Here is a 17,471-nt window from a genome sequence, read left to right as displayed (position 1 = left end):
TAAAAGTTATATTTTGTTTTATTTTTAAAAATATTCAAATTGGTTATATATGCTGTTATTACTTAAATATAGCCATTCTTTTAATTTGTTAAATACATTAAAAGAATATTATTCCAATATATTTTCATTGTAATAAATAAAATAAGATGCTAAAATGTGTTTAGGGTAGTATCAATAGAACTATACCAGACATTTTAGCATAAATTATTTAATACAACTCATATCTATATGAATGAGATTGAAATTAGGTTGTTGTATCACACATTATGGAGGTGGTACTATATAAAAGTTGGATTTATTGGTCCTGGGAAGGTAGGCGTAAATTTAGGACGCTACTTTACTCATAAAGGAATAAAGTTAACTGGTTTCTATGGTGAAACTGAAAAAAGCGCTAGAGATGCAGCTAATATTACTAAATCAAAATTTTATAACAACATAGAAGAAATTATTAAAGAAAGTGATATATTATTTATTACAACACCTGATGATGTCATTTCAATTATAGATAAAAAATTATCAATGTTCGATTTAAAGAACAAATCTGTTTGCCACACAAGTGGTTCTATTCAATCAACTGTATTATATAATGCAAAACATTCTGGAGCATTAATCTATTCTATACACCCAATATGTGCATTTTCCAATAAAAATATGAACTTAAAAGAATTAGAAACTATATATTTTTCTATTGAAGGTGATATTTCTTTAGTTACAGATAACTTTATTAATAGTAGCTTAGAAATTAATAACACAGATAAAACTGGACTTCCTGTGATTAATCTAATGAATAAATTACAGAATAAATATTTTATAAGAAATAGAGAGAACTCTTCAACTTATCACTTAGCTAATGTATTTGTTTCTAATTTATCTCTTTCGTTAATAGAAATTGGAGTAAGTTATCTTAAAAAACTTGGATTAAGTGAAAGTGAATCATTAAAAGCTTTACGTCCATTAGTTTATGGAAATATTAACAGTATTTTTGAAAAAGGATTTGTGAATTCTTTAACAGGACCTGTTGTGAGGGGCGATGTTAATACTGTGAAAAAACATTTAGATTCAGTAAAAAATGATGATATAGAGCTGTATAAAAATTTATCTTTGAATTTATTAAAACTTGTAGCTTTAAAAACTAAGAGCAATTTTAGTAATGAAAATTCAAATGAGATAACAAAAACAAATGAAATTAACAAAGTAGATCATTTAATAGACAATGATAAAGAAAATGCCTTGAATAACTTATTAAATAATTCAAAGAAACACTTGGAAATATATAATCTCTTAGGGGGAATGGAATAGTGAAAAATACTATATTAACATTTAAAAAAGCTAAGGAAGATGGTAAAAAATTAAGTATGCTTACAGCATATGATTATTCTATGGCAAAAATAATTGATGAAAGTGGAATAAATGGAATATTAATTGGAGATTCGCTTGGAATGGTGGTTAAGGGCGATGAAGACACTTTAAGCGTTACATTAGAAGAAATTATTTATCATACTAAAGCAGTTAAAAAAGGTGCAAAAAATGCTCTTATTGTATCAGATATGCCGTTCTTATCTTACCATGTATCTAAAGAACAAGCTGTATTAAATGCAGGAAGACTTATTAAAGAAGGCGGAGCTAATGCAGTAAAGCTTGAAGGCGGAGCTAATGTTATAGGACAAATTAGAGCTATTGTAAATGCTCAAATTCCAGTAATGGGTCATTTAGGATTGACTCCTCAATCTGTTAATGCATTTGGCGGATTTAGAGTACAAGGTAAAAGTGAAGAAACTGCAAAAAAACTTATTGAAGATGCAAAACTTATTGAAGATGCTGGAGCTTTTTCTATCGTCCTTGAGGGAATACCTGCTAAGGTAGCACAATTAATAACAGATTCTGTTTCAATTCCTACAATAGGCATTGGTGCTGGTGCAAATTGCGATGGCCAAATTTTAGTTTACCAAGATATGCTTGGCATGTTTAATGATTTTGTACCAAAGTTTGTTAAACAATATGCTAATATCGGAAGTGTTATGACGGAAGCTATATGCTCTTATATTTCAGAAGTAGAAAACGGTTCATTTCCTGAAGAAAAACATACTTATAAAATTGATGAAAGTGAGCTAAATAAATTGTATTAATATAGTTTATTTAACAATTAGCCTTAATAATTTAAAGAGTTGATTTAATCAAATCATTTATAAAATGAAAGAAGGAAACAATGATGTTATTAAAACAAATTAAAGAAGTTAGAAAGCTTGTTAAGTCATGGAGAAAGGAAGGACTTACAGTAGGTTATGTTCCAACAATGGGAGCACTTCATGAAGGCCATGAAAGTTTAATAAAAAGAGCAGTAGCAGAAAATGATAGAGTAATAGTTTCTGTATTTGTTAATCCAACACAATTTGGGCCAAATGAAGATTATGATGCTTATCCAAGAAATATAGATAAAGATATGCAGCTTTGTATGAATGCTGGTGCTGTAGCTGTATTTAATCCGGAACCAGAAGAAATGTATTTTGATGATAAATCTACAAGTGTAAGTGTTTCAGGACTTACTGATGTTCTTTGTGGAGCTAAAAGACCAGGACATTTTAATGGAGTTTGTTTGATTGTTTCTAAATTCTTAAACATCGTTACTCCAGATAAAGCTTATTTTGGTCAAAAAGATGCTCAGCAAGTTGCAGTTATTAAGAGAATGGTTAGGGATTTAAACATAGATGTAGAAATAATTCCATGTCCAATAATTCGCGAAGAGGATGGACTAGCTAAAAGCTCAAGAAACACTTATCTTTCATACGAGGAAAGAAAAGCTGCTTTAGTATTAAGCAGAATCTTGCAAATGGTAAGGAAAGAATTAGATAATGGGGAAAGAGATGCAAATAAGCTTAGAGAAATGATAGCTGAGGAATTAAATAAAGAACCATTGGCTAAAATTGATTATGTAGAAATTGTAGATAGTGATTCTTTAAAACATGTAGAAGTTATCGAAAGAAGTATACTAGTACCTATTGCAGTATATATAGGAAAAACAAGATTAATAGATAATTTCATTTATGAATTATAGACATCCATTATATTAAGACTTTTATTTATGAGTCAAATGATTTAAATATATATTTATTTTAACAAGATTGCCACAATTCTATTGAACTATTTAATAGCAGGTTGCACTAGGCTTAGCTTGACCAAAGATCAGCTTTAGACAAACTAAACTGAAGCAACCTACTATTAATATATTCTAACACCTTGTTTTTAATAACAATTTTATAAGTTAATATATAATTTTATTTAGAGTAAGGAAATAATAAATATACATATTTTAGGAGGAATGATCATGATATTAACAATGTTAAAAGGAAAAATACACAGAGCTACGGTAACACAAGCTGAATTAAATTATGTAGGAAGCATTACTATAGATAAAACTTTAATGGAAGCGGCAGGGATATTAGAAAATGAAAAAGTTCAAATAGTTGATGTAAATAATGGCGCAAGACTTGAAACATATGTGATTCCAGGAAAAAGAGATTCAGGAGTTATTTGTTTAAATGGTGCTGCAGCAAGATTGGTACAACCTGATGATAAAGTCATAATAATTGCTTATGCACAAATGAACGAAGATGAAGCAAAAACGTATAAACCAAAAGTTGTATTTATGAATGAGGATAATACAATAAAAGAAATCACTAATTATGAATCTAATGAATAGCATTTAGTTAGAAAATGTAATATAATTTTATAAAATAAGGACATAAGACAAGACAATAAGTGGATAATGTAGAATAACTTGTGTAAATTGAATATTTGATATGTTATATAACTGGAAATTCTATTTCCAGTTATATTTTTATCTTTCTTTTGAAATACTAAAACTGGATAATATTATATTTTTAGTTTGTGCAAAAAAAGATAATATATACATAATTTTATAAAACGGACAAACTATATTGCTAACGCTTCGTTGATTCTTTCTTTAAGCATTATTTCAAATTTTAAAAGTGTAACACCCCAGTTTGGAAATGGCGGGGTTCATTTTTTTATAACCTGATCTGTCAATAAATACAATGATTCTCTTAATGAATCATCAGTAGGAAATACTATTCTAATATTAGTGAATTTCGTTAGTCGCCTATTAAAACCTTCAAATGCATTAGTAGTGTAAATAATTTTTCTAATTTCTTTAGTATAAGAAAAGTATGTGGACAACTTATCCCAGTTTTCATGTCATAAATCAATTACAGAATCATAAATATTATGTCATCTTTTCTTCAATTCATCGAGCTGCCCTAGTGAAATTTCTTCTGTATCTGTCTTATAAATTCTATGTTCGCCTCTTACTTTAAAATCAACGGCATCCATATATACTATAGGATATACTGTATCTAACATTCTGTTTTACCATTCTGCAGCTGCATCCATCACTTTATCTGTTATTTTATATAGCATTGATGAAGAGACATCTATTCTATATAGCTCTTTGAGTTGGGCTGGAATATCTATAGGCACCTCCACGTAACTAATTTTCATTATTACGGACAACATCATTCATACTTTTACACTTTTTAATTTCTTCTTAATAATTAATATCTGGTACTTTCATTTGGAATCCTCCCTTATTATTTTCAAGTATATTATTCCAAATATATCATCGAACAACAAAAAAGAATGTAGTAGATTTGTTTTATGAAATCTAGATACATTCCCTAAAATATTGTTAATTGTGCATTAAAAAAACATGGGTCAGCTACGTTTTGTTGATAATTCTATTATATTACTTAGCTTTGATAAAATAAGAACTAAACGTATCTATATTATTAAATATTTTATTGGTGCATATTAAAATTTCGATAAATACTAGTGTACATTCTTCTAATTGCAGTATTTAAATTTCTAACTTTACGCATGAGATATAAAATTTTTATTTCGTCTTGGGAAAGTTCTTCTTTAAGTGACCGTATTTTTATTTCTTTTTCTATATTAAAGTTTTCTAGTAATTTTAATTTTTCTTCTTTATCCTTTAAATTTTCTTGAAGTAGAGTTACATTTTCTTTTAATTCATTCTTTAGAGCCATAAATTTAGTATGTGCTTTATTTATAGCTTTAAACTTTTTTTCGTAGAAAAGATTCTGAGCTTTTTGTTCTTCTAATTCATGCTTCAGTTGAGTAGTTAATTGCTCTTTATCATTTTCATATGATAAAATTACTAAACGCATCTCGTTCATATCGAAAGGATGCTTACTTTTATCTATTGAATTGAAGTTAGACCATTTTTGTAGATTTTTATTAAAGGTTTGATATCCAATTTCATGATTGCCAGCAAATCTTTGATACATAATAATCACATCTTTATTATCTGATGAATAAAGAATAAATGGCACCTCATAATCATATTTAACTATATCAAGCATTTTCGGCTTAGATAATTTATTTTTTTCATCAAGAGCTTGATGGAAAAGTGTTGCAGTAGTATTTTCTTTATTAAAAATACTAAAAATTATTTGGAGCTCATTCTTATTAACAAATGTCTTAAAGTAAATTTTAAATAATTCTTTTTTTTCATTTGTAAGTATTATTTTTTTATTCCATTTTCCTTCAATGTATTCGCTTAGTATTATTTTTCCTTCTAAATCTTGATACAACACATTTATGCTGTTATCTTGAAATAAAGTTACTGAAAAATTCTTTAAAGCCTCCTTAGTAAGTATATGATCTTCCGACCATGAATTTTTTTTAAAGATTTTATATATAATACCCTGATTAGCTCTAAAAGAAAAAATCCATATATCACCTGTAGATTGCTTTATAAAATAAAAATCTCTATTAATCATTATTATTAATTTATCCTCTCAAATCATATTTCCCTATATTAAGATATGATTTGATTAATTAGTTGTGTTTATAAATCTAGCTATATGAAAAAAGAATAAAGTAAAGATATCGTATTACTATTTATCTTAATTATATAAAAGGCATATTCGTAAGATAAAATAAGCCCTTGCAAAATGCAAGGACTTACCACTTTATAGATAAATTGTTAATAGCTTAATTAATCATTTAAACATAGATGCATTATTTTAAAAAGGAACAATTTATAGAAGTTATTCATCAGCTATAGCTGCTGCAGCACTACCCCTTAAAGGCACACAACCTGGTAGAATAAAAGTACCAACTATATTTGCTTCGGTACGGTTTTCGCTAAACGTAATTCTAAAATCTCTTAAACCTATATTGCAAGGATTAGCAGTTATAGTTGCTTCTATAAGTCCACATTCAATAAGAGCTGCTACTCTGTTACATCCAAAGCAAATAGTATTATCTACACATACGGAATCAGAGCAACATAAGAATACAGTACCATCTGGGCGACATTGACCACTTTGTGGTGTAGTAGGTGCATTGATAATAAATTTAATACAACCAACAATTCTTACAGCAAAACTTCTTCCAGTAGCAGCTGAAGGGCAATTGCATGGTTCTACAAAACAGTGTAAGCAACTTACATCGAATGCTATTGGAGCGCTAGTAATGGGCCCGTTTGGAAATCTGAAACCGTTCGGAGCACATATTTTACAAGTAAATGGTACATTTCGTGTTTGGTTAGGGAGTTGACTGCAATTAGTTTCGATTTCACCGCCAGTACCAAAACAGTTATCACTACAGGGAGGGTCTTGAACTGCATTAGCAATTTCAACTGCATCTTCATCTAATGCTACTTCTATTTCATTATTTAAATTGTTCATCTCTTTCATTATATCTTGTATATCTTTCATATAAATTCTCCTTTGAATATATTAAGGTAAATCTTTATAGTAATATATTATGAAAATCAAATAAAATAGTTACAAATATTATTACTTTTAGTAAAACAAAACTAGTGCAGATATAATAGAACCTAAGATTTTTAGAGATGAGTGAGGCTATTTCGTAGAAATATACAATAAAGAACATTTGTCAGTAGCTGGACTTAACATGACTTTTGTTCAAGATAATGAATCTAAGTCTAGTAAGGGTGTATTAAGAGGTCGTGACCCAATGTCGTAAACTAAAAAATTAATATTATTTTATTAGGAATAATACGAAAATTTCTCATGAAATAGTTTAAATGCATATCCTCATTATTTCATATTTCAAATAAAGAAAAAATATTTCGATGTAATTTATAGAATTCAGCGAAATATGAGATAGTTGATAGATTATTGAGTATTTATTAACTATAAGACTTTTTATTATTTACTAGCAAAAGATTTAATATTATACAAGGAAGTGAAAAATAGTTGTTTTAAGTAAAAAAAAATTTAAAGATATATTAGAGATTCATATTCTAAGGATTACTAAGCCTATTACCTAAATTGTAGTTTCTTCATTATAATGGGAAAACAACACTACTTGATATGTTAAATCGTTTAAATGTTGCGGATAAAGGAACAATTCTTTATAATAATCAAGATATTTCTAAAATGGATACTATGAAGTTACGTCGCAATATAGTTATGTTACGACAAAGCCCTGTTATATAGTGGTTCAATAGAAGATAATCTTCAAATAATATAAGTTGTTTCAAAGAGGTGAATAGTGTTTGATTTTATTAAAAGTGAAAATAATGTTTTTGAAAATTTGATAAATGATGAATGAGTTAGTAGTAAAGAAAACAATTATATAGAAATAAACTCTCATATGTTATGTTGTTTTATTGCAATATTAATAATGTTACACCAACAAAAAATAAAAGACTAAATAAGCCTTTTCTTATATGTCTATATATCATAGAATCACCTCATATAATAAATTTAAGAATTCATTATAAATATTGACACATATAACATTAAATATACTAAAATATGATTTGTCTTTGTAATATAGATTATACGTTTGAATATTTACTTAACAAATTATATATACATCCGTTTCTTAAAGGTATGTATGAAAATACACATGAATATCCTGTCTATGGTATGTTTTAAATTACATTTTCAGTTGATAGTACTATTGATGTAATAAATTGAGACATTATACTTGATTGTAAGGACATAAAGGTTGCATAATGGATGGATAATATTGTTCTTACAGGTCAATGGATTAATCCACCTAGTGAATTACTAAGTGCAGCTATTCAGGGAAAGTATTTCATTCAAAGAATTCTTAAAAAAGAAACGAAGTGTTAAAATATAAAAGCAGATTATGAGAGATGCACTTAGGCTAGCAAAATCAACTTAAGATGAGATAATAATATTTATACTCCCGAACAAGCTGACATGCTTTGTTATTCTGCTTGTTATATTAAGAAAAGTTTTTTAGATTATGGCAATTAAATAATGGCTATTATAACTAGTTTTAAAAATTTAAGACAACATAGGATATTCTTGCTTAATTAAATTTATTTAATCAATTAATTTCCAGTAATTAATATGTCAATGATACTTTTTCTTTCTTGTATTTCATTTATAATATTAAAGATTTCATTCCAATTGGATGCTCTAATAATATTATGATTTAGTGGAAATCGATTATAATTTGTATCTATTAATATTACCTTAAAGCCAGCATTTGATAATGAAATTGCATTATCATAACTATCTTCTATAAATACATCACATTGCAGTTCATTTGCACTTGGAACTTTATTATAAGTACCTAATACCAAAACTTTGTCAAAAGAGATTTCATTATTTTTTAAATATTGAAAAGTTAAAAGTTCTAGGGATTTATCTCTAGCAGTTACGAAATAAATATTATTAGATTTATATAATTCATTTAGCACTTTTTTTACATCATCTCTTAATTCTTGCTTGCTATGAATTTCAAATTTGCATTTTTCATAAAATCTTAAATAATCAATATCTTTTACATTAAGTATCTCTGCTATATTATAAGAAGTAATTTGATTTTCAGATACATTAGAATTAAAATAGCTATTTGCGTAGCTTAACCAATAATACGGATCTGTTATAGTTCCATCGATATCAATACAAATATTTAAATTTTTCATTTTTATCACCTTCCTTTATAAAATATTATATATTTTATTTATTAAAACTAAATTAACTTTAGGTTAATAAAGCTTTAATTATAAATAATTTGTTATTTATGTTTTATTAAATACTATTTTTGATTCATCAAAATGTCTGTGGTAAAATAAACTGATATATGAAAAATGAATAATTAATAATGATGAATAATTAAGTAAGAAAAGCCAAAGGCTTTTTAAGACTAAATAAAAGAAATTACAAAGTAATTTCAATCTGAATCATTTATTATTAATTACTTTTACAATTAAAGGAGGAAATTAATTATGGCATTAACGCCAATGATGGTTGAATACATGAAAACTAAGGAAGAATACAGCGATTGTATTCTATTTTATAGATTAGGTGATTTTTATGAAATGTTTTTTGAAGATGCAATTACTGTATCAAGAGAACTTGAATTAGTTCTTACAGGAAAAAATTGTGGACTTGAGGAAAGAGCACCTATGTGTGGGATACCACATCATGCAGCAGCAGCTTATATTCCAAGGCTTATTAATAAAGGATACAAAGTTGCAATTTGTGAGCAGCTTGAAGATCCAAAAGCAGCTAAAGGAATTGTTAAAAGAGGAGTTGTAAAAATTGTTACTCCAGGTACTTATATAGATAGTAATAGCAATTTAGAAAATGACAATACATATTTAATGGCTATATACGAAGTTGATGATAAGATAAGTCTTGCTATATCTGATATTAGTACAGGTGAATTTAAGACTACTTCATTTGATAACATAAAAATTAGTCTTCTTGATGAAATATCAAAAGTTTCACCTAAAGAAATATTACTGGATATAAATATGAGCGATTCCATTATTGAAGATATAAAAGGAGTTAGTTCAGCACTTATATCTAAGAAAGATTTTAATGAATTTTTAGTTTCTAAAGATGAACTTATAAATCAGTTTTCTGACATGGAAGTTGCAGCATTAAATATTCCTCGTGAACTTGCCAGCAGAGTATTACTAAAATACATATATGAAACTCAAAAAATGAGTTTAACCAATATAAATTTATTAGAGCAATATGAAATAATCAATTATATGACTATAGATGGTAATTCAAGAAGAAACTTAGAGCTTACTGAAAGCATAAGAGAAAAGAGTAAAAAAGGATCATTACTTTGGGTTTTGGATAAAAGTGCGACATCTATGGGGGGGAGAACTCTTAGGAAGTGGATAGATGAACCTTTAATTATTAAATCTGAAATTGAAAAAAGATTAAATGGTGTTAATGAAATTTTTAATTCTATAAGCTTTAATGAAGATTTAAGAAGTTCTCTAAAGGAAATCTATGATATAGAAAGAATTGTTGGTAAGATTTCAAATAAAAATGTAAATGCTAAGGATATGTTATCTCTTAAAGCATCTTTAGATAGAATTCCAAATGTTAAAGAGCTTTTAAAATATGCAAATTCAGAACTTTTAAAAGAGTATTATGAAAATTTAGATGAATTAGATGATATAAGAAATCTTTTATCATCATCAATTAAAGAAGATCCATCTTTAAGTATAAAAGAAGGAAATATAATTAAAGATGGCTATAATTCAGATGTTGACGAATTAAGAGAATCTAAAATTCATGGTAAGGAATGGATTGCTGCTTTAGAAAATAAAGAAAGAGAATTTACTGGAATAAAATCATTAAAGGTTGGCTACAATAAAGTATTTGGTTATTATATAGAAATATCAAAATCAAATTATAGTTCTATTCCAGAAGGAAGATATATTAGAAAGCAGACATTAGCTAATGCTGAAAGATATATAACAGAAGAACTTAAAGTTATGGAAGATAAAATTCTAGGTGCAGAAGAAAAGCTTATAAACTTAGAATATTCATTATTTGTTGATATAAGAGATAAAGTCGAAAAAGAAATTTCAAGACTTAAGAAGAGTGCTAGAATAATATCATCTTTAGATGCAATATCAACGTTAGCATCAGTTGCCCTTGAAAATGATTATGTCAAACCACAAATAAATGAAGATGGAATAATAGAAATTAATGAGGGAAGGCATCCAGTTGTTGAAAAAGTAATAGGCAGAGGTGAATTTGTATCAAACAATACAATATTAAATCAAACTGATAAAGAGTTATTACTTATAACAGGCCCTAATATGGCAGGTAAATCTACATATATGAGGCAAGTTGCTTTAATAACATTAATGGCTCAAATAGGTTCATTTGTACCAGCCTCTTCTGCTAATATTTCAATTTGTGATAAAGTTTTTACTAGAATTGGAGCTTCTGATGATTTAGCTGGTGGTAAATCTACATTCATGGTTGAAATGTGGGAAGTTTCTAATATTTTAAAAAATGCTACAAATAAGAGTCTTGTTCTTTTAGATGAAGTAGGTAGAGGAACATCAACTTATGATGGACTTTCAATAGCTTGGTCAGTTATAGAATATATAACTGGAAATGAAAATTTAAAATGTAAGACATTATTTGCAACGCACTATCATGAATTAACAAAGCTCGAAGGTATAATAGACGGAGTTAAGAATTATTCTGTAGCAGTTAAAAAAATGAAAGATTCTGTTATCTTTTTAAGAAAGATAATTGAAGGTGGAGCAGATGAGTCTTATGGTATTGAAGTAGCAAAACTAGCTGGACTTCCACAGGATGTAATAGATAGAGCTAAAGAAATTCTTCTGAGTTTAGAAGGAGAAAATAACTTTGATATACACAAGGTAACAAATACAAATAATAAAGAAATAGCTTGTGATAATATTGAACATGAAGCTGTAAAAGTTGTAAAAAATGAAATTGTATGTGAAGATAAAACTGAATTTATATCCCAAGACAGACATAGTGAAATAGATAACCCTAATGTTTCTCATTCAATTAGCCATATATCAAGTAGTGATTTATTAGAAGAAAATAATTCTTTAAATAAAACTATAAGTAATGATCAAAATCATAAAAAATCTAATAATAAAAAAGAAAAATCTTCAATGGATAATATGCAGCTTGACTTTGCTTTTATGGAAAAGGAATCTTTGATTAAAGAATTAAGTAATGTTGATATATTATCATTAAACCCTATGGAAGCTATGAATACTTTATATAAATTAGTAGCTGAAGCTAAAAAATTGTAATTAGAATGATAAAACAATAATTCCATAATTTGAATTTATTGACAACATGGAAATTGAAGAATATAATTATTAACAAGTTAAACAATAAATACTTTGATTGAGAAAAGTAAATTCTATAACATTTAGTAAGAGAACTTATCATTTGTTGGGAGATAAGATTTGTGAAAGAATTGAAAATCACTCATGAGTAGTTAGCTGAAGGTATTATTATATTGTGTAAGCATGACCGGCCGCAACCGTTATATTGCCGAATATTAAATAGGTTTTCCTAAAGATATTTTGAAGGGTTACTTTTAAGTAACAAGTAGAGTGGTAACGCAGAGTTTTAGACTTTGTCTCTAATTAATTGAGACAAAGTCTTTTTTTATAAAAAATTATATAAACAATCATTATGGGGGGCAAAAAAAATGAGTAATTACAGTGTATTTTTACCAAGTTATAGTATAGGAGAAGATGTTTACAAAGAAATTCCTAATATTTGTGAGCCTTATGGAAAGAAAGCTGTGGTAGTTGGTGGTAAAACAGCAATGCTAAAAGTTAGAGAAGCACTTTTAGAAGGCATTAAAGGTTCAAATATAGAGATAGTAGATTTTGTATGGTTTGGCGGGGACTCATCATATGAAAATGTAGAAATGCTAAAAAAAAATCCAGTAGTTGCAAAAGCTGATATGATCTTTGCAGTTGGCGGTGGAAGAAGCCTTGATACAAGCAAAACAATGTGTGACCAAACTGGACAACCAATATTCGTATTTCCAACAATAGCTTCAAATTGTGCAGCTATAACAGCAACAACAGTGATTTATGATGCTAATCATGTATTTAAAGAATTATATTTTCCTAAAAAACCAGCAACACACTGCTTTATTAATACCAAAATAATAGCAGAAGCACCAAGTAATTTCATTTGGGCTGGTATAGGAGATGCATTATCAAAAGAATATGAATGCACATTCTCATCAAGAGGTGATAAACTAGATCATACTAATCTTTTAGGTGTTGATATAAGTCGTAATTGCGTAGAACCACTTTTAAAATATGGTAAAAAAGCTTATGAAGATTCTAAACTTCACAAAGTATCAGATGAATTAGAACAAGTAATTCTTAACATAATAATTACTACAGGGCTTGTATCAGTTCTTGTAATAAATGATTACAATAGTTGTCTTGCTCATTCAGTATATTATGGATGCACTACATTGGAGAAAATAGAAAAAAATCATCTTCATGGTGAAGTTGTTTCTTATGGTGTTTTAGTTATGCTTACATGTGACAAACAATTTGAAGAACGTGATAGAGTTTATAAATTCAATAAGAGTGTTGGACTTCCAACATGTTTAGCACATATTGAAGTAGAAGAAAAAGATCTTGATAAGATCCTACGTAAAGCAATGGAAACAGGGGATATAAAACATGTACCATATGAGATAACAACAGAAATGATTTATAATGCAATAATGGATTTAGAAAATGTAGCATTATAAATGTAATTATATTGATATTGAAATATAGGATTCCTAAGCACGGAACCCTATATTTTAACACTATTCATACACAATTAGGTTTCCTAGCCAATTTTATCTATTCGGTCTAAATATACAAATAATTCTTCTTACAAACTAATCTGTATATATTTCAAATATCCATATGCGTACAAAAGAAGTTATCAATTAACAAATGATTCTACCACTGAATTATCAGCTATCTATCAACTTGTATGTTATAAATATAACAAAATTTATATATATTGTTATACTTTTTTCAAACCCTCTCCCTCTGTTTTATTAATTCAAATTTAAGTCAGCATTATCTCAAAGTTTTTATCATTTGTAATTAATAAGAATAAATTTAAATTAGTGTAATTAAATTAACAAATAGTAATTTATGTAAATATAATCTTTATATTGAATTATATTGTAATATTTCAATATAATACATTGTTTTTATTTTTATATAAATAAAACAATATACTTACAAATAATCATATTTATTCATAACGATGAATTAATATGCATGGAAAATTATGCTTTTTATTTGTTTAAATTATAAAGTCAAGTTAGATTTATAGTTAATATTATTAAAAATACGAACAATAAAACTATAAAAATCAAAAAAATACACAAAATTATTAAATTACTATTGATTTATAAAACAAAATATTGTAGGATTAAGTATATGAAAAAGAGCTATATTCTATATATTGCACACTTAATATATTACATTGTACAAGCATTATAAGAAGTCCTTAGGGATGTATAATTAGAGAATGTAGTAAATTAGTAGGTTATATATGAATTATGAAAATTTTACCCGTATATGCTTAGAAATAAGGTCTAAGTGTCTCTACCGGACTACCGTAAATTGTCTGACTATGGGTGTTTATAGGTATTTGTTTACTTATAAGCCCCTTTGTAATTACAAAGGGGCTTTTATATTATCAAGTATCTTTAAATTCTTATTGTATTCTTTTATATTTTTTTATATGTTAGTGCAAACTACTATAAAGAAATATTATTTTTGAGTGGCAATTCTTATTTGTGTAGCTCGTAAAATAGGAGGAATTATTTTGGACAATTTATCAAAAAAATCGGTAGAAAGAACGGAGAATAATATGCTAGAAAAATTATTTCACTTATCAAAAAACAAAACAAATGTAAAAACGGAGATGTTAGCTGGGGTAACAACGTTTTTAACTATGGCATACATATTAGTTGTAAATCCAAGCATCCTAAGTCAATCAGGTATGGATGTATCAGCAGTATTTACAGCAACAGCATTAGCTTCTGTTGTTGGTACAGTAATCATGTCACTTGTTGCTAATTATCCATTTGGTATGGCACCAGGTATGGGTTTAAATGCATTTTTCACATTTACAATTTGTTTAACAATGAAATTTTCATGGCAAACAGCTTTAGCAGCTTCATTAATTGAAGGAATTATATTTTTATTACTTAATGTATTTAAAATTAGACAAGTAATTATTGACAGTGTTCCACAAACATTAAAATATGCAATTAGTATCGGTATTGGATTCTTTATATCTTTTATAGGTCTTCAAGATGCTAAAATTATTGTTGGTAGTCAAGCTACTTTAGTTACACTAGGAAATTTAAAAGATATTTCAGTTTTACTAACTTGCTTAGGAGTAGTTATAATTTCGGTTTTATATTATAAAAATATAAAAGGTTCATTTGTTATTGGAATGTTTTCAGTTTATATAATCGGAGTGATATTAGGAGTTGCTAAGTTACCTTCTGGAATAATATCTATGCCTCCATCAATAGCTCCAGTATTCATGCAATTTGATTTTAAAGGTGCAATGGTTGTAGGAATAATTCCAGCTATCGTTTCTATGTTGTTTATAGATGTATTTGATAGTATTGGAACTTTGATTGGTTTAGCTTCAAAGGCAGGTTATTTAGATGAAAAAGGTAATGTTTTAAATGCAGATAAAGTATTAACAGCAGATGCAATTGGATCAGCAGTAGGTGCATGTTTAGGTACTTCTACACCTGTAGCATTTGTAGAATCAGCAGCTGGTATCGCTGAAGGTGGAAGAACAGGATTAGCTGGTTTAACAATAGCTGGATTATTCTTCTTATCATTATTCTTTTCACCAATTTTAACGGCAATACCAATGTTTGCTACAGCTCCAGTTCTAATAGTTTTAGGTGTAGTAATGATGGAACCAATAACAAAAATTGATTTCTCAGATTTTACTGAAGGAATGCCTGTATTTTTAACATTAATATTAACACTTTTAACATATTCAATTACAGATGGTTTAGCATTTGGATTTGTATCGTTTGTATTAATGAAATTATTTACAGGAAAATCAAAAGATATCCCTGTACCAATGTATTTTATTGCAATAGCATTTGTTATATTGTTCGCAATTTAAATATAACAAGTTAAAATAACAAGTCAAGAATGAAATATCTATTTTGTATAATATTATGAATTATTATGCAAAATAGATATGCATGTTGACTTGTTATTTTTTTGTACTAATAATAGATACTCTTACAATTATTATAAGTATAAATGTTATAATAAAGATTGCGATTTCTAATAAATATATAGTTATTTAAACGAAATACCTATTGATTATAAAAATTCAACATTAATTTTTGAATAAATTCAAATACTTGCATTTGTAAAAAAAAATTAAACATGATAGAATATCAATAATTAAAATTTTGAAATAGAATTTCGTATAACTCCAATAATATGGATTGGAGGTCTCTACCAGGAACCATTAATTCCTGATTACGAAGAAGATACAATTATTTGTGTCTTCTTTGTGATTGGGAATTTTTTTATTGAAATTTTAGAGTAAAAGAATATATACCAGTAAACAGGAGGAAATTATGAACTTAAAAACTTTACCTAAGATAGAATTACATTGCCATTTAGATGGAAGTCTTAGACCAGAAACAATAATAGATATAGCAAATAAGGAATGTATTGATATTCCTTCAACAGATGTTAATTATATTCAAAAAGAAATTACAGCTCCATTAGAATGTAGATCCCTTGATGAATATTTAAAAGCATTTGCCATTCCCAATCTAGTAATGCAATCAAAAGAGAGTTTAAGAAGAATCACTTTTGAGCTTTTTGAAGATGCAGCTAAAGAAAATGTGAAATATATGGAGGTAAGATTTGCTCCATTGCTTCATACTATAAAGGGATTAACAGTAGAAGAAATAATCCAAAGTGTAATAGACGGCATTACAGATGCTGAAGAGAAATATGATATTAAAGGAAATGTAATATTATCATGTATGAGAACTATGAGTGCAGATAAAGCTTTTGAAGTAGTAGAAAAGGGAAAAACATTTCTTGGAAAAGGTGTTGTTGCAGTAGATTTATGTGCCTCTGAGGAAGAAGGCTTTTGTAAAAAATTTGTAGAACCTATTAAATTAGCTAAGCAATATGGATATAGAGTTACTATTCATGCAGGTGAAACTGGAATAGGTAAGAATGTATTAGATGCTGTACAGCTTTTAGATGCTGAAAGAATTGGACATGGAGTATTTATAAAAGATTGCGATGAAGCTTATAAAATTGTAAAGGAAAGAAACGTTACACTTGAGATGTGTCCGACAAGTAATGTACAAACTAAAGCAGTTAACAGCTTCTCTGAGCATCCAATATATAATTTTCACAAAGATGAAGTAAAAATAACTTTAAACACTGATAATAGAACTGTATCAAATACAAATATGACAAACGAGATACATATAATAGCTGATACTTTTCATATAGATTTTGAAGATTATAAACAAATTTACTACAATAGTGTAGAAGCAAGTTTTGCTGACTCAAATACAAAAGAAAAGCTGAAAAAATATATATAATTAGT

General features: G+C 27.3%; 11 protein-coding genes, 3 pseudogenes, 2 riboswitches and 1 other annotated feature. Of the genes and pseudogenes, 10 read left to right on the top strand and 4 right to left on the bottom strand.

Translation table 11 applies throughout. The annotated features are described in order from the left end of the window. Nucleotides 1–228 precede the first annotated feature (228 nt). The 4 genes from CLSA_RS10995 (at nt 229) to panD (ending at nt 3,697) form a co-directional block, all read left to right on the top strand. Entirely contained in the window at nt 229–1,299 is a 1,071-nt protein-coding gene (locus CLSA_RS10995; RefSeq protein ID WP_022746401.1) for a Rossmann-like and DUF2520 domain-containing protein, read from the top strand. Next, entirely contained in the window at nt 1,299–2,126 is an 828-nt protein-coding gene (gene panB / locus CLSA_RS10990; RefSeq protein WP_022746400.1) for a 3-methyl-2-oxobutanoate hydroxymethyltransferase, read from the top strand. The genes CLSA_RS10995 and panB overlap by 1 nt, the downstream gene beginning before the upstream one ends. An 80-nt stretch (nt 2,127–2,206) precedes the next feature. After that, nucleotides 2,207–3,052: a pantoate--beta-alanine ligase gene (panC, locus tag CLSA_RS10985; protein ID WP_022746399.1), complete on the top strand. Its 846-nt coding sequence runs from the start codon at nt 2,207–2,209 to the stop codon at nt 3,050–3,052. 270 nt (nt 3,053–3,322) lie between these two features. Next, entirely contained in the window at nt 3,323–3,697 is a 375-nt protein-coding gene (gene panD / locus CLSA_RS10980; protein WP_022746398.1) for an aspartate 1-decarboxylase, read from the top strand. A gap of 233 nt (nt 3,698–3,930) precedes the next feature. On the opposite strand, the pseudogene CLSA_RS24580 reads toward panD, so the two are convergent. From CLSA_RS24580 to CLSA_RS10970, 3 genes and pseudogenes are all read right to left on the bottom strand, one after another. Continuing rightward, nucleotides 3,931–4,485: pseudogene (locus tag CLSA_RS24580) on the bottom strand (transposase); the annotation flags it as partial. A 326-nt stretch (nt 4,486–4,811) separates the two neighbouring features. Beyond that, a complete protein-coding gene (locus tag CLSA_RS10975) occupies nt 4,812–5,816 on the bottom strand; it encodes a hypothetical protein (RefSeq protein ID WP_022746396.1) in 1,005 nt (334 codons plus the stop codon). Nucleotides 5,817–6,086: 270 nt separating this feature from the next. Beyond that, the gene (locus CLSA_RS10970; RefSeq protein ID WP_022746395.1) at nt 6,087–6,758 is read right to left on the bottom strand and encodes a protein CryBP1; all 672 of its coding nucleotides are present in this window, start codon (nt 6,756–6,758) and stop codon (nt 6,087–6,089) included. 112 nt (nt 6,759–6,870) lie between these two features. On the opposite strand from CLSA_RS10970, the pseudogene CLSA_RS22515 reads away from it, so the two are divergent. Together CLSA_RS22515 and CLSA_RS23990 are read left to right on the top strand one after the other, a co-directional pair. Further along, nucleotides 6,871–7,011 (top strand): annotated as a pseudogene (locus CLSA_RS22515) (dTDP-4-dehydrorhamnose 3,5-epimerase family protein); the annotation flags it as partial. 368 nt (nt 7,012–7,379) lie between these two features. Then, entirely contained in the window at nt 7,380–7,505 is a 126-nt protein-coding gene (locus CLSA_RS23990) for a hypothetical protein (RefSeq protein WP_207714510.1), read from the top strand. An 869-nt stretch (nt 7,506–8,374) separates the two neighbouring features. Here the strand turns inward: CLSA_RS23990 and CLSA_RS10965 are convergent. Then, nucleotides 8,375–8,974, bottom strand: coding sequence for a 5' nucleotidase, NT5C type (locus CLSA_RS10965; protein ID WP_022746393.1), 600 nt, complete (start codon nt 8,972–8,974; stop codon nt 8,375–8,377). A 303-nt stretch (nt 8,975–9,277) separates the two neighbouring features. Here CLSA_RS10965 and mutS point away from each other — a divergent pair. The 4 genes and pseudogenes from mutS to add form a co-directional block, all read left to right on the top strand. After that, a pseudogene (gene mutS, locus CLSA_RS10960) lies at nt 9,278–11,794 on the top strand (DNA mismatch repair protein MutS); the annotation flags it as partial. A 396-nt stretch (nt 11,795–12,190) separates the two neighbouring features. Next, nucleotides 12,191–12,449, top strand: a binding site (T-box leader). Between the two features lie 64 nt (nt 12,450–12,513). Next, complete coding sequence (locus tag CLSA_RS10955; protein WP_022746391.1) at nt 12,514–13,587, top strand: iron-containing alcohol dehydrogenase family protein; 1,074 nt, start codon at nt 12,514–12,516, stop codon at nt 13,585–13,587. Between the two features lie 806 nt (nt 13,588–14,393). After that, nucleotides 14,394–14,495, top strand: a riboswitch (purine riboswitch). Nucleotides 14,496–14,714: 219 nt separating this feature from the next. Beyond that, nucleotides 14,715–16,004: an NCS2 family permease gene (locus tag CLSA_RS10950; RefSeq protein WP_022746390.1), complete on the top strand. Its 1,290-nt coding sequence runs from the start codon at nt 14,715–14,717 to the stop codon at nt 16,002–16,004. A gap of 291 nt (nt 16,005–16,295) precedes the next feature. After that, a riboswitch (purine riboswitch) is annotated at nt 16,296–16,395 on the top strand. Nucleotides 16,396–16,473: 78 nt separating this feature from the next. Next, nucleotides 16,474–17,466: an adenosine deaminase gene (add, locus tag CLSA_RS10945; RefSeq protein ID WP_022746389.1), complete on the top strand. Its 993-nt coding sequence runs from the start codon at nt 16,474–16,476 to the stop codon at nt 17,464–17,466. The last annotated feature ends 5 nt before the right edge of the window (nt 17,467–17,471 follow it).

Origin of the sequence: Clostridium saccharobutylicum DSM 13864, from assembly GCF_000473995.1 — a bacterium.
GTDB lineage: Bacteria > Bacillota > Clostridia > Clostridiales > Clostridiaceae > Clostridium > Clostridium saccharobutylicum.
This window is presented reverse-complemented; position numbering and strand designations above follow the sequence as displayed.